Raw genomic sequence first — 20,298 nt, forward strand, 5'->3', positions numbered from 1 at the left:
ACGGAAATATTGGATTAAGATGAATCTTAGTTATTGGGCTTACCCATTTTAATTCTCAAGGAGAAAACATGAGTGACAGCAGCAATCAATTGATGCCCCTGTCATTATCGGCACCTGGGGTGAATCTTGGTGCTTATATTAGTACTGTTAATCAGATTCCAATTTTATCGGCCGAACAAGAAAAAGAGCTGGCCGAACGTTATTATTATGACCAAGATTTAGACGCAGCTAAAATGCTGGTGATGTCGCATCTTCGTTTTGTTGTGCATATCGCACGTAGCTATGCAGGCTACGGCTTGCCACAAGGTGACCTGATTCAAGAGGGTAACTTGGGCTTAATGAAAGCGGTAAAACGTTTTGACCCAAACATGGGCGTACGTCTCGTATCTTTTGCTGTGCATTGGATTAAAGCAGAAATTCATGAATATGTGATTCGTAACTGGCGTATTGTCAAAATTGCGACCACTAAAGCGCAGCGTAAATTATTCTTTAATTTACGTAGCTTAAAAAAGTCATCTAAAAAATTAACTTTAGCTGAAGCACAGTCGATTGCCAATGACTTGAATGTAACACCCGAACAAGTCTTGGAAATGGAAGGCCGTTTAACCGCTTATGATGCTGCGTTTGAAGCTCAAGGTGATGACGACGATGAAGGTTCGACCCATGTCGCTCCTGCCCTTTATCTCGAAGATAACCGTTACGACCCTGCACGTTTAGCGGAAGATGAAGACTACGAAGAACAAAGTACTTCAGCTTTACATGAAGCCATGGATCAGCTGGATGACCGTTCGCGTAACATCTTACAACGTCGCTGGTTAGATGACGAAAAGTCGACGCTGCATGAATTGGCGGCAGAATATAATGTATCTGCTGAACGTATTCGTCAGTTGGAAAAAAATGCGATGGAAAAAATTAAAGTCGCAATGTCTTCAAACTAATTTGAAAGCTTTTCCTAGTCATCATAAAAAAGAGCATTTCGATGCTCTTTTTTATGTCTGAATAGTATTGAATGACAAACTACAACACAAAAACTTTGGGCATTTTTGCTTTAACCCTGCGCGCTAAATATGCTATGGTTATGCGCAAATTTTGTTAAGGTGAATGCACATGTGGATTGCCATTTCCGCACTTAACTTAGCTTTTGCTGTGATGCTTGGTGCCTTTGGTGCACACGGATTAAAAGCGCGCGCGACTGAAGCCCAATTGGCTTGGTGGCAAACTGCAACGGACTATTTCTTTTATCATGCAGTAGGCTTACTTGCCCTCGCGATCTTATCCAAAGTCATTCCCCAACTTCCAATTAAAGCTAGTTTCCTCCTTATACAAGTTGGTATTTTCTTCTTCTGTGGTTCTTTATATGTGATGGCTCTAGGCTTACCACGTGGTCTCGGTGCAATTACCCCGATTGGTGGAGCGCTGATGATTGCTGGATGGCTCATATTGGCATGGAATGCATTTAAATACGCAAAATAATCAACAGCAGATATTGACCTTACTCAATCGGTAAGGCAGCAAGAACGGAATCCACAAATGCAAATCTATTTAAACGGCGAAGCTACACAAACCGAATGTGTCAACCTCTTGCAATTGGTTCAACAATTACAACTGGAAGGCAAACGCTTCGCTGTTGAAAAAAATGAAATGATCATCTCGAAAAGTAAATTGGAACAAACCCCAATTGCAGAGCAAGATCATATTGAAATTATTCATGCCGTAGGTGGCGGCTAAAATGGAGCTCCCATGGAAGATACACCCCTAATCATTGGTTCACGTACATTTAATTCACGACTTTTAGTTGGTACAGGTAAGTACAAGGACTTAACGGAAACTGACCAGGCCATTCAAGCCAGTGGTGCTGAAATTGTGACCGTTGCCATTCGCCGTGTGAATATTGGTCAGCATCCAGACCAACCAAACTTGCTTTCAGTGGTTCCACCTGACAAATATACGATTTTGCCAAATACAGCCGGTTGTTTCGATGCGAACAGTGCGGTCCGTACTTGCATGTTGGCCCGTGAACTCTTAGATGGTCACAATTTGGTTAAACTTGAGGTTTTAGGCGATGAGAAAACCCTATATCCAAATATTACCGAGACTTTAAAAGCTGCACGTACATTGGTTGACGATGGCTTTGAAATCATGGTTTATACCTCAGATGACCCAATTGTGGCACAAGAACTGGAAAGCATGGGCTGTGTAGCGATTATGCCTTTAGGTAGTCTCATTGGCTCAGGTTTAGGCATTCTCAACCCACATACTATTTCGATCATTAAAGACAATGCCAAAGTGCCTGTCTTGGTCGATGCTGGTGTAGGTACAGCAAGTGATGCAGCGATAGCGATGGAATTGGGCTGTGATGGCGTATTAATGAATACAGCAATTGCAGCTGCACAAAACCCTGTTCTGATGGCTTCAGCGATGAAAAAAGCAGTTGAAGCAGGCCGTGAAGCATTCCTAGCAGGACGTATGCCGCGTAAACGCATGGCAAATGCCAGTTCACCTGAAACTGGATACTTCTTTAAATAAAAACTCATTCACGGTATAAAAGAGGACTCTATTGAGTCCTTTTTTTGATTTTGAAAACCTGATAACAATGAAAATATCCCATATATTGTGTACTTTGAGTCTTTGTGTCGCATCTAGTTGGCTGTCTGCCCAAGTGCCCAGCACAGCCAAATCACTCGCGCCTCAAGGTTGGGACATTTTGATGGCTACGACTGGCGACCTAAACAAAGATCAAATGCCAGATATTGCGATGATCGTGGAAAAACAAAAAGTCGATGTGGTGACCTATGATGACGATGGCAAAGTCGTTCATAACCATCCACGACAACTCATCGTATTTTTTAAAACCGCAAAGGGATATCAACGTATCGTAGAAAACAACAGTATCCCAGTCGCTCAGCAACCGAATTCATGCTTACTTGATCCACTTGCTGAAGCAGAAGACATCCAAATCAGTAAAGGCAATTTACTCGTTCATTTTAGTTATTTTATGGCTTGTGGTGGCTGGGAATGGCCCCGACATAGTTATACCTTCCGTTGGCAAAATCAACACTTTGATCTGATTGGTTTTGACTACAATAGCTTTCACCGCGCTTCTGGTGAAGAAACATCGAAAAGCTATAATTTTTCGACCTTAAAACGTAAGGAAATTGTAGGCGGTAATATGTTTGAAGATGCCAAAACTCAGACCAAATGGTCAACCTTCAAAGCACCGAAGCAACTGACGCTTAAAAATATTAACTTTGATGATTTCTATACACAATTCGAGTATTAAGCCAAACCTGAGCAATAAAAATCTAGCAATAAAAAAACCGCCAATTTCGGCGGTCTTTTTTAATTCAATTTGAATACACAACTTAAGGAATCAATCCTTCATCACGCATCGCAATTTGAACTGATTGACGCTCTGCAACTTTGTTACGCAATGCAATGATATTTTTATATGGCATTAAATCATGACCGATGCCATTTGACCAATTTGTCAGTACAAAGAGATAGGCATCTGCAGGGCCAAAGTTATCATCGACTAAATAGTCGTTATCCGATTCACCAATCGCTTTATCGATGTATGTCAATAAACGATCAATTTCTGCATAAGCTTTTTCTTTAGCGTCTGCATCTAGTGGAGCACCAAAGAATACGGCATAAGCATCATGTAATTCTGAGTTCAAATAGCCAAGCCATTCTAAAACTTTGGCACGACCTAAACCTGATGGAGGAATTAAGTCTTGTTTAGGATCATGTTGTGCAAGGAACGGTAAAATGGCCACGTTCTCGGTCAGGATCAAACCTGGGTTGATTTCTAATGCAGGTACATAACCTTTTGGGTTGATCTCGTAATAATCCACCCCTTTTTCTGTTTTATGGTTTTTTAGGTCAACACGGACCAAATCAAAATCGACATTAATTTCATTTAAAATTATATGTGATGCTAATGAACATGCACCTGGAGAATAATAAAGCTTCATATCTGATCCTTGTTATATACTATTCAATGTTTTAAATCTCTTCTGTCAAACTTTCAAGTGATCAAACCTGTAAATTGCAAAAAAGCGTAAATGCTGAAACACATATACTCATTGACTATTGTCCATTATCAAGAAGATTTCAAGTCAATCTGTTATGCATTTTTATACTCAGTTGTTTTAACATAGCCGCGTTTAAGATTTGATGAAAAGTTACCGTGTTACAACTTAAAAAAGAACAATGGTTTTCCAATATTCGTACCGATGTGCTCGCTGGCTTAGTAGTTGGACTGGCGCTAATTCCAGAATCGATCGCCTTTTCAGCCATTGCTGGGGTTGACCCTCAGGTTGGTTTGTACGCTTCGTTTTGTATCGCCGTCACCATTGCCTTTTTTGGTGGTCGTACAGCAATGATTTCAGCTGCTACGGGTGCGATGGCCTTACTTATGATCACTTTGGTCAAAGATCATGGTTTGCAATACCTTTTGGCTGCCACAGTTTTGACTGGTGTGATTCAAATCATTGCTGGCTATTTTAAAGTCGCAAAACTTATGCGCTTCGTCTCGCAGTCAGTGGTGTATGGTTTTTTAAATGCACTCGCGATTTTGATTTTTGTCGCACAGCTACCTGAAATGTCAAAGATGGATAGTTTGGGCTATATCTTTATGCTTTTAGGGCTTGCGATTATTTATCTGTTTCCATATCTACCTAAAATTGGCAAAGCCATTCCATCACCGCTGATTTGCATTATTGTTCTCAGTGGCTTGGCATTATTTTTAGGTGCTGACCTGCGTACTGTGAGTGATTTGGGTAAGTTTCCAGAGACTTTACCTATTTTCTTGATTCCTGAAATTCCTTTCAATCTTGAAACCCTCACGATTATTTTTCCCTATTCCATTACCCTAGCAACAGTTGGCCTATTAGAAACCATGATGACCACGACAGTGATCAATGAAGTCACTGGAACTGAAGGTGATCGTCATCAGGAATGTTGTGGTCAAGGGATTGCTAATATTGTCAGTGGCTTTATGGGCGGCATGGCAGGTTGCGCCATGATTGGGCAGTCGATTATTAATGTCAGCTCAGGTGCGCGAACTCGCCTCTCCACTTTGGTTGCAGGTATATTTTTGTTGTGTTTGGTGGTGTTCTTAAAAGACTGGCTGGCTTATGTCCCAATGGCTGCCTTAGTCGCGATTATGGTCATGGTGTCGTTTACCACTTTCCAATGGAATTCAGTCAAGCAATTTTCAAAGCATCCAATGTCTTTTAATGTCGTGATGATTACTGTGGTGATCGTGGTGCTTGCAACACATAACTTGGCGCTTGGCGTATTGGTTGGTGTGCTCCTCTCTGCGTTGTTTATTATCAATCAATTAGAAAGTTCGGTAAAAGTCATATCAGAACTTAAAGACAACGTCCGTAGTTACACGGTCTATGGGCAAATTTTCTTTAGTAGCTCTGAGAGTTTTTATCAATTTTTTGATTTTCAGGAGATTGTTAGTCATGTACGAATTGATCTGAGCCATGCCCATATTTGGGATATTACCTCAGTCAATATTTTAAAAAATGTCGTGCAAAAATTTGAGTCAAAACACATTCAAGTAGAGGTCTTTGGCTTAAATGAAGCAAGTAGCACTTTACTTGACCGTGTCAGTGACTAATGGATTTTTGAATATTCACTTTGAATCAAATCAATTTTCAATAAAGTGTGACCTATTGAAACCCTATGCAGGATGTATATAGCAAAGGGTTTCAAAGATCGAAGCTCTGATGTGTAATGACATTACATATAATACTAAGCCTATAAAAAAGAGAAAAATTCACCATTCATTCGATTTAACTGTATAATTCATCTCATAAAATTATAACTATTAAAAATAAAACAAAGATTTGATGTGACTTTCTATATATTTTTTTAAATTGTGGATACACAAAATTGGGGGAATTTTGATGGTTTGGTTTTGGTCACGACACTGCATTCAAGCAAATCGGCTGCTGGTCTTAGCGAGTCTATTTTGCCTGCTATGTTGTATCGCTATACCCAGTTTTGCCAATGCCACCCCACAGATCTCAAGCAGTCATTGTCCTGTTGAAATCACCCATATTGCCACAGCTAAAAGCGCTGTCGAGCAAGAGCGCCCACGTACAGGTTGGCAAAATCTGCAAAAGCTTCCAGACACTTGGAATAAACGTTGGCCGGATTATCATGGTATCGCTTGGTACAAAATCCAATTTAAGTTGAACTGTGACCTCCATCAGTTAAATCAACCCATTGCTATCGCTATACAAGGCATCACCCAAAGTGGACGGGTTTATATCAACGATGCCCTACTTTGGCAAGATTACATTTCAGCAGAACATTTTTCACGAAGCCAACATCAACCTAGACTATTGAACTTGCCTAGCTCGAGTTTAAAGCAAGGTGTAAATATCATTTGGGTACAAGTGTATGGTTCGCTGACCCAAAAATCAGGACTCAGCTCAGTTCAAATTGGGGAATACCCGCAAGTCTATGACACCTTTAAAATTTGGTTACTCGAACAACGACAATTAGTCGAACTCAATACGATGATTAATTTCGTCGTGGCTGTGTTCTTTTTTTTAGCATGGCTCGCCAATCGTAATGAAAGAGCTTACTTATGGTTAACCATCACAGGCATGGCTTGGGTATTTTATAGCCTGTGTATTATTTTTAATGGGCCAATTGCATTTCTAACCACCGTACAGGTCGACCGCCTACAAAATATTATTTTCTGTTTTTATACGGTATTTGGCTGTATTGGTGCGTGGTATTTTGCAAATCATCCCTTCCCGAAAATTCAAAAGCTGTTATTGAGCCTTGCGACTATCGCAGCACTCTGTATCGGTTTTGCACCAGAGGCTTATTTAAAGACCATCATCCAAATTTGTTTTAGCTTCTTTGTTTTGGTCTTTGTGGCCAAATGTATTAGCTATCCGTACTTGGCGTATAAAGCCAAAATGGCAGAAACCTATTTGCTTGCAACGCTGTATCTGATTTATTTACCGATTGCGGTACATGATGCGCACTTTATGATGACCATGGAAGGCCATGCGCTCTCACCATATACTGGCCCACTAACCACCCTCGTTTTGGGCGGCGTACTGGCTTTGCGTTTAGCTCGACACACCCGTCAAATTGAGCGTTTTAATAAGACCTTAACTGAAAATGTGCAACGAGCTGAACTGAAACTCGCTACTTCACTCGGTCAACAACATCAACTCGCGCTTGAAAATGCACGACTTCAAGAACGAATTCATTTATCTCATGACTTACATGATGGTTTAGGCGGATCAATTGTCCGTTCAATTTTACTGTTAGAACAAAATGACAAAATTGAAAAACCACAAATCATGTCGATGCTTAAACTGTTCCGAAATGATTTAAGACAAGTCATCGATTCAGGTTCGAGTATAGGAACGAAAGTTCCAGACACCCCGATCGAATGGGCGGCACCGATTCGCCATCGCTTTGTACAGCTCTTTGAAGAATTAGACATGAGCTCGAGCTGGAAAATTGCTGCCGAATGGATTCACTCACCTTCTGCGACCCAATGTCTCAATTTGACTCGTGTCGCAGAAGAAACCCTGACCAACATTTTAAAGCATAGTCGGGCTAGCAAAATTCAAGTCAGTTTGTTCGAAACAGAGACTCAACTGATATTACGTATTGAAGATAATGGTATCGGCTTCAACCCTGACGAAGTTGAACAAGGTCTACATGTTGGTCTACATAGTATGCAAACACGAATCCATCGTATTGGTGGTGAATTTAAAATACAGTCACAGCCGGGTTGTACCGTTCTTGAGGCCATTTTACCGTTTAAACATGATGATACAGATAGTGAAGATCTTGACGATAAAATCGCCTAGCTTAATGTTATTTCATCGCTTTTGAGCTGAGTAATTCACTGTACATTGCAAATCCTCGGCACGGCTTCCGTCGGTGAGATTGAGCAAAAAGAGGATATATTCACGGTAAAAAATTTGACTTGTGCATCTCAGGACTTAAAATACCGCATTCGAATTTTTTACATTTGCCAAAGTTATGTCGAACGATCAATTAGACCAGCACGCAGTAGATCTGGATAACCTAAACGAACACCGTGAAATCGTGACGTTTATGCGCCGCTCTGCGCCACTTAATACTTCGCAACGTACTGCGCTGGAACAATATGGTCATCTAATTTTGGAATATCCTGTTGGGGATTTGCGTCAGCATTTTGAACACCCTGAACGTCCATTAACTGTTGAGATCGGTTTTGGTATGGGTCGCTCTTTGGTACTGATGGCAAAAGCAAACCCAGAACGTAACTTTGTCGGCATTGAAGTACATGTTCCGGGTATCGCTCAATGTGTGTATGAAGCAGGTCTTGCAGGGTTAACTAACCTTCGAGTATTGGATGCTGATGCCATCCAAGTGCTACGTGAAATGCCAGACAACAGTATTAACACTGTGCAATTATACTTCCCAGATCCATGGCAGAAGAAACGTCATTTCAAACGTCGTTTTGTATCTCATGACCGTATGCCATTGGTTGAAGAAAAATTAGAAATCGGCGGCACATTCCACTCAGCAACTGACTGGGAACCGTATGCTGAATGGATGATCGAAGTTCTTGAAGAACGTCCACGTCTTGAAAACCTTGCAGGTAAAGGCAATAGCTACCCTCGTCCAGACTGGCGTCCGCAAACTAAGTTTGAACGTCGCGGAATTGAAGCAGGCCATAAAATTAATGACTTCATCTTCAAAAAAGTAAACTAACTTTGGAATAAAGCAAAAAACCACCGTTAGCGGTGGTTTTTTATTGCTGTTTTTGATCTAAGATTTATCTGTGTTGTATCAAATCATATAAAATGAATAACCACTAAGCTACTTGCGCTTGGAGCTGACTTTGTCGAATCATATCCACGGCTTTTTCAGCAATCATCACTGTCGGTGCGTTGGTATTGCCATTCACCACAGAAGGCATGATAGATGCATCGACGACACGAAGGTTTTGAATGCCGTAGACTTTCAATTCAGGGTCAACCACTGACATCTCATCTACGCCCATCTTACAACTACCGACAGGGTGATAAACCGTATCCACACGCTGACGTAAGATTGCACGTATATCATCATCTGTTTTGACCAGTGAGGTAAATAAATCTTGCTGATAATGACTCGATAAAGACGGCGACATCATCAATTGCTGCGTCAACTTAAAACCTTGTACCAAATCTTCTAAATCCTGTTCATCCCCTAAAAAGTTTGGATCAATCAATAATGGATCATTTACACTAGAACCACTTAGTTTGATCGTGCCGCGACTTCTTGGATTGAGCAGACATACATGACACGACAAACCATGACTTGCATGAAATTTTCGTGCATGGTCATCTACTAACGCCACGACAAAGTGTAATTGCAAATTTGGTATCGCTAAATCGGGTGAAGACTTTAGAAAACCGCCACATTCTGCAAAATTTGAAGCAATCATACCCCTTCGTTCCTTACGATAGCGACTGAACTGCTTGAACATATCAATTGAGCCGGGTAAAGACATGCCAAATGTGCCTTGGTATTCTTTGACTTTATAACCAAAAATGAAATCGGGATGGTCGTGGAAGTTCTTTCCTACACCCGGTAAATGGTGTTTCACTTCAATGCCATGCGCTTGGAGCTCGGCCTGATCGCCTACTCCAGACAACATTAAAATCTGCGGTGACTGCATCGCTCCGGCACTGAGTAAGACCTCCCGTCTGGCTTTTAAGTGTTTCATTTGCCCTGCATGTTGTACTTCTACGCCAGTCGCAACTTGATGTTCTATGGCAATTTTATGCGTTGTTGCTTTGGTTAATACCGTTAAATTTGGCCGATCTAAATGTGGAAATAAGTACGCACGCGCTACACTACAACGCTCTCCATTGATATGCGTAACTTGATAAACCCCTAAGCCTTCTTGTTCTGCGCCATTAAAATCATCAAGGACTTTATGGCCTTGTGCACGAGCCGCTTCGGTATAGCGTTGATGGAAAATATTGTCACTTTGTACATCTGTGACGGATAGAGGGCCGTCATTTCCGTGGAATTCATTGTGTATTCGGTTGTTATTTTCTGAGCGAATAAAATATGGCAAGACCTCATCATATGACCAGCCAGTATTGCCCTGTACCGCCCATTGATCATAATCATTTTTATGTCCACGAATATAAATCATGGCATTAATACTGGATGAACCGCCAAGGCATTTTCCACGCGGTTGATAGCCTTTACGACCATTCAAGCCAGCTTGCGGCACAGTTTCAAAGGCCCAATTATTGATTTTAGTCGGTAAGCTCACCACGCATGCACCTGGAATATTGACCGTCCACTGATCACCTTGCCCACCTGCTTCTAGTAAGCACACAGATATATGTGGATCTTCACTGAGGCGTGCAGCCAGTACGCATCCCGCACTTCCGCCACCAATCACGATATAATCAAATTCCATTTTAGACATTATTTTCATCCAATTGATTATTTTTATAAATGCACAATAATGGATTTAACGCTGACTGAAAAGTTTCTTTCTTAAAATAATGAGCGCGATACCGAGCAAGAAAAAATGAGACTATTGATCAAAATTTTGATGCAAGTTTCACTCATGCAAGGTAGCAACAATATCTGTCAAAATGATCGATGGATTTAATACACTCAAACTTGGTCTTTATTCTTTTAATCCATAGACGTTTTAAAAGCACAGTAAGCTGCATAGCTAAAGATTTGACTGAAACAATGGATTTGATCAAAGCCTATTTCCCTCAGTAAGCTTTGATAGTGCTGCTGGCTAATCAGTTCAAAGTCATCTTCTAAACGTTGCATCATTTTTGTCGCTTGCGATGCAGATAAACCCTGCATTTTGCAAAACTCAGGCAGTACATGCTGCTCAAAACGCGAATGAGTTTGCATCAAGTCAAAACTTACAAAAATACCCTGCGGTTTAAGCAGCTCAAATGCTTTTGCTAAAAAATTCGTTTTCTCTGACAACGCAATGAAATGCGTCACCAAGATACTCAGCACCGCATCAAAACAACTTACTTCCTCAAAAGCAGTATGACTGCCCAAAACAAAATTGACGCGATGCAACTGTCCAGCGGCTTCAACGCGTTGCCGTGTTTGATTCAGCATATTTTCAGACAATTCTGTAACGGTAAATGACCATGTTGGATTCAAGGCCATGAGATAGCCCAATTCATAGCCCGTCCCACATCCAATGATCAGTACATGGGCATCTTCAGCGACATAGCAATTTAACACCGCCTGAATCTGTTGATGGACAAGTTCATAACCGGGAATTAATTTACGTATATGTGCATCATAACTTTCGACCACTTGTGGGCTATTAAAATCTTTTGCCATGTAACATCCTGTTTGACATGTATGTCTAAGCTAATAAATATTCATTGTTCTTTATGGATTGTTTATTTCTGATGATGCTCAAAAATCTGCTGACTCAACATTTCATAGACCGCTTTCAGATCGACTTGATCAGCTTGCTCAAGCATATTGGCATGCATCAACATGATATTTTGATCCCCACGCATTGCAGGACCTGTTTGCATGTTACGTGGTTCAGCCTGAGTCGCTTTATTGGCTGTCTCTAAAATCAAAGGATAAAGTAAGCTAAATTCGACTTGTTTTGCATCAACAATCTGCTTTGCCATGTCATAACAATAATTACTAAAATTACAGGCAAACACCGCAGCAAGATGCAGACTCAAGCGCTGTGCCGAATCATATTGATAAACCCTTTGGCTAATGCTGTTTGCTAAATCTGTAAGTGTCGTCAAATCTGCAGAGTCGGCCGCTTCTACAAAGATCGGTGTCGACATCCAGTCCACATCTCGATCTAAACTAAAGGTTTGTAAAGGATAAAACACCCCTGCTCGCGAATGCTGTTGGGTCAGTACCGTGATATTGGTGCTACCTGACGTATGCACAATCAAAACTTGTGGCAGATAGGCTTTGACTTGCTGAATAACGGTTGCAATCGATTGGTCGCTCACCGCAATGATCAAAAGATCAATCTCAGCATTCAACTTAGTTGGGGTATGAATGGCTTCTGCACCTACAGTTGCCGCAAGTTTTTCTGCATTATCAAGATTTCGCGCATAAACTTGCACAATGTGATGTTGTGGATGAAGCACATTGAGCAAATGATGTGCAACACGACCTGCACCCACAATACTGATTCGCATATAGTTTTAACTCATTTTGGATGGCTACAGCATGTCAGGAAAATATCCGACGTGCAAATCGAGTCGTATCGATAGAATGATTTATTTTCAATTCTTCGCATCAGTTTCGCTCAGATAAGCACAAAAAAAGGGATGCACTTCATCCCTTTTGCTAGACGTCAATCTGCGTCTGATTCATGTCATGTCCATTTCAATCTAGACAATATCCACGATATGCACTTTAGCTTTTACGATTTACCAATGATCTGATTCAGAGTCTGTAGGTATTGTTCTGCATCGCGGCGCGCATTGAATTTCTTTTCAAATACACCTGTGTTTTGCACACTATTGGGTGTGTATTCTACCGAAACAACAAAGGTATCAAGCAAATCTCTATTAATTCGAATTGCAATAATATGATGTGAGTTTAAATAAAAACCTTCATCAACCTTAACTAACATGACCCGCCTCAAAATCTTGCACAATGAAATAGATAAAAAAATCTAAACATTCATGAACTTGGATGCCTTACCGCATACAGTCATTCATGTGTTAGACCTATTTTATTGTAGCGCCATTATGTGATTTATATTGCAATTATTATGTAATTTAAATAAATGCTCAGAGAAATTTTTTGAGTTTCAGTCATCTAAACATGATTGATTTTCAATCCTAACTAAAGTTTAGATAAAAAAGACTGGATATAAAAAAGCCTGCTGCCATACCTATGACAACAGACTCATTTTAGTAGGACTGATTTAACTCAAATCAATCGTACAGAGAGGTTGAATGATTAAACACTCAACATACTGTTTAATGTTTCTGACACATTCTTCGATTTCACAACAGGTTTAAGTGCTTCAAGTTTTGCTTTGACTTCACTACGCTGCGGTTCTGCCAAAGTGTACCAACGGGACAAAATTTGCAGTAAACGTGAACCGACAATTGGATTCTTCTCATCGAGGAATTTTGCCAATTCAACAATGTGCTGCACACCAAAACTCCATGTGTTGACAGGATTGCTATTTAAACCGCCTGTAACCGCACGAATACGGTTCGGTACTTTCAAGTCATAGTCAGGATGAGCAGTCAGTGCATTGATGGTTTCCGCAGTTGCTTTCGGATGTGCTGCTTGCAGCATAAACCATTGGTCCATCGACAAGGCTTCATTTTTAAAGCGTGTGTAGAAAGTTTCTAAAGCTTGCTGTGCTTGTGGTGCATCATTCCAAACCAATACTTTTAAAGCACCAAGACGTTCAGACATATTGCCTGTAGAGCTAAATTGTTCATAGGCCAATTCAAATACAGAAGCATCGCCTTGACGTGCCATCATGCTCAACATGATGTTTTTCAATGCACGAACACCCATGGCTTGTGAAAACTCTTTCTGCGCATCAGGGTCTAAAGTTGCATAAGTCTCTTTAAAGAAAGCACCTAACTCACGTGCCACACGACTTAAAAGTGCTTCACGCTGTTCTTGCACTTGGGCAGGACTGTAGTCGGCATCAATACGGCTACCTAAATAACCCTCTGTCGGTACATCGAATAAACGTGAAGCAAGTAGTGGATCACGCTCAACCAATGCTGGTAATGTATTTTGTATAGCTTGGACATAGATGTCAGCATCATGGCCATTTAACAAAATACGTTCTAACAAGGTTTGGCTGGCTTGCCATTGGTTAAAACCATTCGGCTCGTACTGCATCAGGAAAGCAAGCTCTTCATCTGAATAGTTAAATTCAAGATTAACAGGTGCAGAGAAATTACGCAGTAAAGACACAACAGGCTGGGTTTTTACACCGCTAAATGTAATCGTTGCAGTATCGGTATCAAATAAATACACGCCATCTTTGATGCCATTTTCAACCAATGCATCTGAGCTGAGAACTAACTGTTCACCACTCGTCGCATCAAACAATGCCAAAGCCACAGGAATTGGCACTGCTTTTAAATTTGGATATTTCGGATGCGCTTTTAAGCTTTGTTTCAAACTTAAAGTATAGGTTTGATTTGCAGCATCGTACTCACCTTTTGCTTCAAGTTTTGGTGTGCCCGGTTGGTTATACCAAATCAAGAAACTCGATAAATCTACACCAGAACCTGCTGTTAGTGCTGCCACCCAATCTTCAACTGTCACAGCTTGACCATCATGGCGTTTGAAATATTCGTCAGTACCTGCACGGAATTTTTCTTTGCCCAGCAATGTCGCCATCATGCGGTTAATTTCCGCACCTTTTTCGTACACTGTTGCGGTATAGAAGTTATTAATTTCAACAAAATGATCTGGACGCGGTGGATGTGAAAGCGGGCCTGAATCTTCAGGGAACTGATGTGCTTTTAACACTGCAACATCATCGATCCGTTGTACCGCAGCAGATTGTAAATCTTCTGAGAACGACTGATCACGGAATACTGTCAAACCTTCTTTTAAGCAGAGTTGGAACCAATCACGACAGGTAATACGGTTACCCGTCCAGTTATGGAAGTATTCATGTGCAATCACAGACTGAACGCGCATGATCGCAGCATCAGTCGTATATTCTTCATCAGCAAGCACACAAGAGGTGTTGAAAATATTCAAACCTTTGTTTTCCATTGCACCCATGTTAAATGCACTGGTTGCCACGATCATATAATTGTCTAAATCATAAGGACGACCATAATGTTCTTCGTCCCAACGCATCGAATGTTTTAAAGCTTCCATCGCAATATGACATTTTGGAATGTCTTTTTCTTCTGCATAGATTTCTAAAGCAACATTACGACCTTCAGACGTCACATAAGAATCTTTGAGTACAGCCAAGTCACCAATCACACAGGCAAATAGATACGATGGTTTTTTGGTTGGATCTTGCCAAACGGTATAATGACGACCTTCACCGGTTTCACCCGCTTCAATCAAATTACCATTGGCAAGTAATACAGGGAATTTTTTATCCGCTTCGACACGTGTGGTAAATACCGATAGCACATCAGGACGGTCAGGATAATAGGTAATTTTACGGAAGCCTTCAGGCTCGTTTTGGGTGACGAATAGATCGCCTGCCGCTTGGTATAAACCTTCGAGTTGAGTATTGCTTTCAGGATGAATCACGACTTCGGTTTCAATGACAGCTTGGTCAGGTGCATTTGAAATCACCAGTTGTTCTGCATCTACAACATAGGCATCTGCCGGCAAGACTTGACCATTTAAGCGAATTGATTTGAGTTCCAAATCACGACCCAATAACACCAAATCCCCTGCCGTTTGACGCTGCATCACTAATTTTGCATTTACATTGGTATGGTCATCAAAGACTTGAATATCTAGATCGATACTATCTACGACAAATGATGGTTTTTGATAGTCTTTTAAATAAACAGTTTGGTCTGCTTCGACCACTGGATTTGCCGCAATATTCATATCTCGTCCTATTCCTTAGTTATTGCTTCATCAGCTTTTTGAACACATTGTGAATGACTTGATCATACGACAAGATGCATAAGCTGTCTTCGCATTTACAATGATTTATATATGGGCTCAGCGCATGTTGTTTTCAATCATCTTTATAGAATAATTTAAAGGCTGGCACATATTTTCGCCATGTTTAAGCAAAATAAATGCCTGAGTTGAGTACAGCTATAACAATGTGCAAATTTTTTTATCTACCTAAAATAAATAAAGCGCCTATATACTAGAAAGAGAAAGTACAGGTGCTTAATCCATCTGTACGTTCAAATTATTGCGCTCAAACTTTCCTGCTTAAGACTTAGAGGATTATTGATTTGCGAAAATTAAATCGAGTGCACTGTCGTAGTCTGCTGCAAAGTAAAATTGAAATGCCGTGACTTTTGAGGTGAGGAATTGCTGAATTTCTTCCGTCGCACCCGCCACATAAATTTTAGATACTTGATGTTGCTGAGCCAGGCCCAATAACTCGATCGTCTTTTCTAGTGTTTGATCATGCCCAATAATCAGCGCGCCAACCGTACCCTGTGGCTGCTTATATAATTGCATGCGAGTGATATTGCTGTTTTTAAGTGCGTCTGACATGTGTATTCCATACAAAGAAAGGATAAAAAGATCAAAACCTTTAGAAATCCAGCTGAATCATACTGTGTATCAAGTTCAGTAGATTCCGCTTGGTTTCAATCCTAGAAGCCTAGATCATTAGAATTATAAGCTCAATATATACAAATATACTTTTCAAATCCAATCGCTTAGCTGTTTCCTTCCAAAAAGCACCTAAGCTCTCAAATAATCTCAGTCTTCTCATTTGGATTTGATTGCATACTTCTGTTTAAACCATGCACCAAGATGTTTCTTTTTCAACAGTTTAAGCATTTTGAGAATGCATCTGGGATAGAAACACTCATCAATATTATTTTGTTACTTTTAAATTAATAATTTATTTTCAATACCTTAGTAAGTAAATATACAGTTTATCTGCTTTAAAATCTCTACTCAAAACAGTTGAGCATGCGTTTTGCATCTACTTAATTGCCAAAAGCAAAATATTCAGAATAAAACAAAAAGAGGTGCATTATGTTTATTAAAGAACACATCATCCGTATTGAAAATATGAAGACACTGCAAGCGCTTGATGCTGCAAATATCGACCATCAGGTGATTGCAATGTTTATGACCTGCGAAGGGATTCCACTCAAAGCCTTTGAGGTCAGTTCATTACTTAACTCATATAGTGCATTAGGCACTAAAAAAGTTGCGTCTAAAAAAGTGCAAGCTTTAATACAAGCCAAACAACTTGGAGAGGAGGACGAATCGATCCCATGCCCAGCCGCCTATTAATAATCCATTCTGACTAAAAGCTGCATCATCACTATGCAGCTTTTTTATTTGTCGACATATCGCCTGAGCTGCCGCAACTGAAATTGCAAACCCGTCTTTAAACAGAGATGTGTATAATCAATTTAATCTTTCAAAAAACGCTGGCAACATGTTCAATATTCTACGCAAACAAATGGATGAAAGTACGCAATGCCCGTTGTGTCGTGCATCTATGTATTGGGTAGATGCTGAAAAATTAGATGAGCAAGAATTTAATTTTTATCAGTGTAGCCACTGTCATCATCAAATATTTCCAGAACAGCAATACAACTGCCATTGTGAAAACTGTCAGGCCGCACGAAAAAAACTACTCAAAGAAACCCGTTTACAAGAACAGCGTAAACTTAAAAATAAAGATATCGTTAAACGTGAATTAAGTGAACTGAGCTTTTTACAGAAACTCTTTTTGCTGGCTTTATTGGATAATCACGTCAAAGAACATACGGCACATCAAGAATTTATCGACTGGGACGCTATTAAATACCACAACATCAGCCCGAATTATCTCTTCCAACAATCACTCAAAAAGCATCTCGTGCATGAGCAAATTTTGATTGTGAAAGATGATGCGCTACAAGCTGAACAGTATTATATCAATGTCCGTCTGGATGGCTATTCGGAGCCCAGTCTTTTTAGCGTAGCGCAGCAACTCCGCCATTGGTTTTATGAAAATTTAGCTCTGGGTGTTCCTTTTAAAAGTGCTGACGAAGTGAAAGAATGTTTGTATCTCCTACTGTTTCAAGAAATTGTGCAATTCATGCAGTTTTATTGTAAGACATGGGGTATTCAAATTGCAGGAAATAAAAGCTTTCAAGTGTTCTGTTATCGCCTACTCGACCATCTAGCGGTTGGGCAGATTTACTATATGATTCAGTCAGCACTCGAATACCTACATAAACAAAAAGCCCTGCAAGTACGTAATGAAAATTTCATTAATACCAATCTGTTAAAAAAGACCTTACAGCAATACCGTGAACGTGGCTTACAGGAAAAATGGGAAACCTTTACCCTCCCTCGTCCGCCACAACTCCCCTTTAGTAAAATGAGTGAAATTTTGCTTTTTAACTTTTTAGGACTCGATGAAAGTATTTTTGTGCAACCGATACGCCATGCGTGGAAAAAAATCGAACCTCGCTTAAATTTTTATTCCACAAAGCGCTGCATGTACTGTGGTTCACAAGAGCTCTCTGTCGATTATGATGCCGCAGATTATGTGACCCTGTTCTGCCGTAATTGTAAACATCAAGACCATTACTTCACCCGCTAAGGGAGAAAACAATGAATCAATCTGAAAATTTTGAAACGACCATGAACAGTGAATTGACTGACTTAAATAGCCCGCTTTTACAAAGCGTCATCAATGCGTGGATTGAACTTCAATCCAAACAACCTTTGGTGCATATCATCACCAATGCAGTCGCGAGCAATTATGTGGCCAATGTCCTTTTGGCTGCGGGTGCTTCTCCTGCAATGATTGACAATCCCTTTGAAGCCGAAAGCTTTGCCTCTATTGCCAGTGCATTGAATATCAATTTAGGTACGCCAACGTCTGAACAAATGCAGGCCATGCAAATTGCTGCACAAACAGCACAAAATTTAAATAAACCTTGGGTGCTTGACCCTGTCGGTTATGGCCCCGTTTTGCCATGGCGATCTGAAATGGTTGACCAATTACTCCAATACAAACCAAGCATTATTCGTGGCAATGCATCAGAAATCAGTGGTCTTGCAGGTAATCAAGGTGAGTCACGCGGTGTCGATAGCACACTCAATAGTGCCGAGATTTATTTAAATGCTGCGCCCTTATTAGAACACTGTGAATGTGTGGCAATTTCAGGCGAATCGGATTTCATCTTGTCGAAAGAAATGAATGCGGTGATACAAATTAATGGTGGATCTTACTTACAACCCAAAGTAACGGCTTCTGGCTGCGCTTTAGGTGCGTTAACAGCAGCGTATTGCGCCGTGAGTGAAACACTAACTGCCGGTACAGTCGCAGCGCATTTGCACTTTGCGATTGCGGGTCAAAAAGCCTATGAACTTAGCTCAAGTGTCGGCAGTTTCAATGTTGCATTTTTAGATGAAATTTATAATCTCAATGAAGACGATTTCAATCAACTCGCTAACATACAAATTTATGCACTATGAAGCTACGATAGCTTGAAAAAAAACAAAAACAGCTTGAGTAAAGGACTCAAGCTGTTCAGGGTTTCATGCTGTTTTTTATAATTAGAACGCGTCAAAAAACTTACTGTGCCGTACTGTCACTTGCAGCATTGGAATCAAACATTTCTGAATCTTCGATCATTTCTGTTGGATTACTCAAAATCATGTCGAGGTCATAGTCCCCCGCATAAACAATATTTTTGATTTTTGAACAGTCGCCATCACTCATTTCATAATTTAAGACTTTGGCTTCATCACCAATTTTAAACTCAGCACGAACGACGTTTTTATTTTCATCAAAACTCAGTTTAGGCTGAACACCTTTTTTCGAATCTTGCTGCGGATCTTGGCTATCCGTGAAAATATCAAAATCCACATTACACGCTTGTTGCGACTGCTTACAGTTAATTTCTGCTTGCATACGTTCCGCTAACGATGGCTCAAAATAGGCAGTAAGTTGATCTTTACTCAAAGCATGCAATTTCAACTCTTGATCATAAATTTGTTTGACCAGTTTTTCGGGGGCAACACATTTCTGCGATTGCTCCTGTACTTTTTGCTCTGCTGGCTGACAAGCCGTTAAAAAGATCGCCGCGCCGAAACCGAATAATCGATATATCGTCATTTGTCGCATAACACATCCATGTCCGTCATTAAACTGCCCGCCCAACTGCCAGATTCATACTTGCTTCAAAAATAGTTGAAACATTTAATTTACAAATACACATTAAACCCATGCCATCAAAATAATCTGGCACGTGCTGCATAAAAAATTGAACATGTTCATCAGATTTTTTCCGTAGCCGAACCAATTGCTCAGGCGTCACCTTCGGTAAATCACAACGATGAACAAAAATATCCTCAGCGCGATGCTGCACATCATGCTGACGGATTTTATAACTGTTTAAAACATCCGCATACTCAGTGGGCATCGGGACACCATGCCTTGGATAAAACTTAACAGAGCGCGAGGCAAATAATGTATATAAGTTGACAAAAATAACTAATCATGCGAAAAAGTTTTTTTAGTTAACAGATGTTCACACATGCCTCGAATTGTTTCTGTACCACTTAGTTTAGAACAGCGAGAACGACTCATTTTTCTGGCCAAGC

General features: G+C 40.4%; 20 protein-coding genes and 1 pseudogene. 12 read left to right on the top strand and 9 right to left on the bottom strand.

The genetic code is table 11. From position 1 onward, the window contains the following. Positions 1-68: 68 nt before the first annotated feature. From rpoH to FTT85_RS12435, 5 genes are all read left to right on the top strand, one after another. Positions 69-938, top strand: coding sequence for an RNA polymerase sigma factor RpoH (rpoH, locus tag FTT85_RS12415; protein WP_078188879.1), 870 nt, complete (start codon positions 69-71; stop codon positions 936-938). Positions 939-1,107: 169 nt separating this feature from the next. Continuing rightward, on the top strand, positions 1,108-1,473 hold the full coding sequence (locus tag FTT85_RS12420) for a DUF423 domain-containing protein (RefSeq protein ID WP_180183656.1): 366 nt from the start codon (positions 1,108-1,110) through the stop codon (positions 1,471-1,473). A gap of 57 nt (positions 1,474-1,530) precedes the next feature. After that, positions 1,531-1,728, top strand: coding sequence for a sulfur carrier protein ThiS (thiS, locus tag FTT85_RS12425; protein WP_111885686.1), 198 nt, complete (start codon positions 1,531-1,533; stop codon positions 1,726-1,728). A 12-nt stretch (positions 1,729-1,740) separates the two neighbouring features. Continuing rightward, positions 1,741-2,526: a thiazole synthase gene (locus FTT85_RS12430; protein WP_180183657.1), complete on the top strand. Its 786-nt coding sequence runs from the start codon at positions 1,741-1,743 to the stop codon at positions 2,524-2,526. Between the two features lie 67 nt (positions 2,527-2,593). Next, positions 2,594-3,280, top strand: a complete 687-nt coding sequence (locus FTT85_RS12435) for a hypothetical protein (RefSeq protein WP_218955471.1) — start codon at positions 2,594-2,596, stop codon at positions 3,278-3,280. Positions 3,281-3,362: 82 nt separating this feature from the next. Here FTT85_RS12435 and FTT85_RS12440 read toward each other — a convergent pair whose 3' ends face one another. Then, a complete protein-coding gene (locus tag FTT85_RS12440) occupies positions 3,363-3,974 on the bottom strand; it encodes a glutathione binding-like protein (RefSeq protein WP_180183659.1) in 612 nt (203 codons plus the stop codon). A gap of 215 nt (positions 3,975-4,189) precedes the next feature. Between FTT85_RS12440 and FTT85_RS12445 the strand changes: the two genes are divergently transcribed. The 3 genes from FTT85_RS12445 (at position 4,190) to trmB (ending at position 8,754) form a co-directional block, all read left to right on the top strand. Then, positions 4,190-5,632 (top strand): SulP family inorganic anion transporter, encoded by a 1,443-nt coding sequence (locus tag FTT85_RS12445; protein WP_180183660.1) that lies wholly within the window; start codon positions 4,190-4,192, stop codon positions 5,630-5,632. Between the two features lie 289 nt (positions 5,633-5,921). Continuing rightward, positions 5,922-7,862, top strand: a complete 1,941-nt coding sequence (locus FTT85_RS12450; protein ID WP_180183661.1) for a sensor histidine kinase — start codon at positions 5,922-5,924, stop codon at positions 7,860-7,862. A gap of 175 nt (positions 7,863-8,037) precedes the next feature. After that, entirely contained in the window at positions 8,038-8,754 is a 717-nt protein-coding gene (gene trmB, locus FTT85_RS12455; RefSeq protein ID WP_078188891.1) for a tRNA (guanosine(46)-N7)-methyltransferase TrmB, read from the top strand. A gap of 103 nt (positions 8,755-8,857) precedes the next feature. On the opposite strand, the gene FTT85_RS12460 is transcribed toward trmB, so the two are convergent. From FTT85_RS12460 to FTT85_RS12485, 6 genes are all read right to left on the bottom strand, one after another. After that, on the bottom strand, positions 8,858-10,474 hold the full coding sequence (locus FTT85_RS12460; protein WP_180183662.1) for a GMC family oxidoreductase: 1,617 nt from the start codon (positions 10,472-10,474) through the stop codon (positions 8,858-8,860). Between the two features lie 215 nt (positions 10,475-10,689). Next, positions 10,690-11,373 (bottom strand): class I SAM-dependent methyltransferase, encoded by a 684-nt coding sequence (locus tag FTT85_RS12465; RefSeq protein ID WP_180183663.1) that lies wholly within the window; start codon positions 11,371-11,373, stop codon positions 10,690-10,692. 62 nt (positions 11,374-11,435) lie between these two features. Further along, a complete protein-coding gene (locus FTT85_RS12470) occupies positions 11,436-12,212 on the bottom strand; it encodes a Rossmann-like and DUF2520 domain-containing protein (protein WP_180183664.1) in 777 nt (258 codons plus the stop codon). A gap of 227 nt (positions 12,213-12,439) precedes the next feature. After that, positions 12,440-12,652 (bottom strand): hypothetical protein, encoded by a 213-nt coding sequence (locus tag FTT85_RS12475; protein ID WP_078193638.1) that lies wholly within the window; start codon positions 12,650-12,652, stop codon positions 12,440-12,442. A gap of 332 nt (positions 12,653-12,984) precedes the next feature. Then, complete coding sequence (gene pepN / locus FTT85_RS12480) at positions 12,985-15,594, bottom strand: aminopeptidase N (protein ID WP_180010322.1); 2,610 nt, start codon at positions 15,592-15,594, stop codon at positions 12,985-12,987. A gap of 354 nt (positions 15,595-15,948) precedes the next feature. After that, entirely contained in the window at positions 15,949-16,224 is a 276-nt protein-coding gene (locus tag FTT85_RS12485; RefSeq protein WP_078193640.1) for a hypothetical protein, read from the bottom strand. A 492-nt stretch (positions 16,225-16,716) separates the two neighbouring features. Here FTT85_RS12485 and FTT85_RS12490 point away from each other — a divergent pair, with 492 nt between their 5' ends. The 3 genes from FTT85_RS12490 to thiM all read left to right on the top strand — a co-directional run bounded on the left by FTT85_RS12490 (position 16,717) and on the right by thiM (position 19,167). Further along, a complete protein-coding gene (locus FTT85_RS12490) occupies positions 16,717-16,980 on the top strand; it encodes a hypothetical protein (protein ID WP_078193641.1) in 264 nt (87 codons plus the stop codon). Positions 16,981-17,128: 148 nt separating this feature from the next. Continuing rightward, a complete protein-coding gene (locus FTT85_RS12495) occupies positions 17,129-18,286 on the top strand; it encodes a hypothetical protein (RefSeq protein ID WP_180183665.1) in 1,158 nt (385 codons plus the stop codon). A gap of 11 nt (positions 18,287-18,297) precedes the next feature. Continuing rightward, a complete protein-coding gene (gene thiM / locus FTT85_RS12500) occupies positions 18,298-19,167 on the top strand; it encodes a hydroxyethylthiazole kinase (protein ID WP_180183666.1) in 870 nt (289 codons plus the stop codon). A 100-nt stretch (positions 19,168-19,267) separates the two neighbouring features. Here thiM and FTT85_RS12505 read toward each other — a convergent pair whose 3' ends face one another. Both FTT85_RS12505 and FTT85_RS12510 read right to left on the bottom strand, forming a co-directional pair. Then, positions 19,268-19,819: a hypothetical protein gene (locus FTT85_RS12505; RefSeq protein WP_180022470.1), complete on the bottom strand. Its 552-nt coding sequence runs from the start codon at positions 19,817-19,819 to the stop codon at positions 19,268-19,270. A gap of 19 nt (positions 19,820-19,838) precedes the next feature. Continuing rightward, entirely contained in the window at positions 19,839-20,117 is a 279-nt protein-coding gene (locus FTT85_RS12510) for a hypothetical protein (protein ID WP_180183667.1), read from the bottom strand. A gap of 114 nt (positions 20,118-20,231) precedes the next feature. Between FTT85_RS12510 and FTT85_RS18875 the strand changes: the two are divergent. Continuing rightward, positions 20,232-20,298: pseudogene (locus FTT85_RS18875) on the top strand (helix-turn-helix domain-containing protein); the annotation flags it as partial.

This window comes from Acinetobacter sp. YH01020, assembly GCF_013420275.1.
Lineage (GTDB): Bacteria > Pseudomonadota > Gammaproteobacteria > Pseudomonadales > Moraxellaceae > Acinetobacter > Acinetobacter amyesii.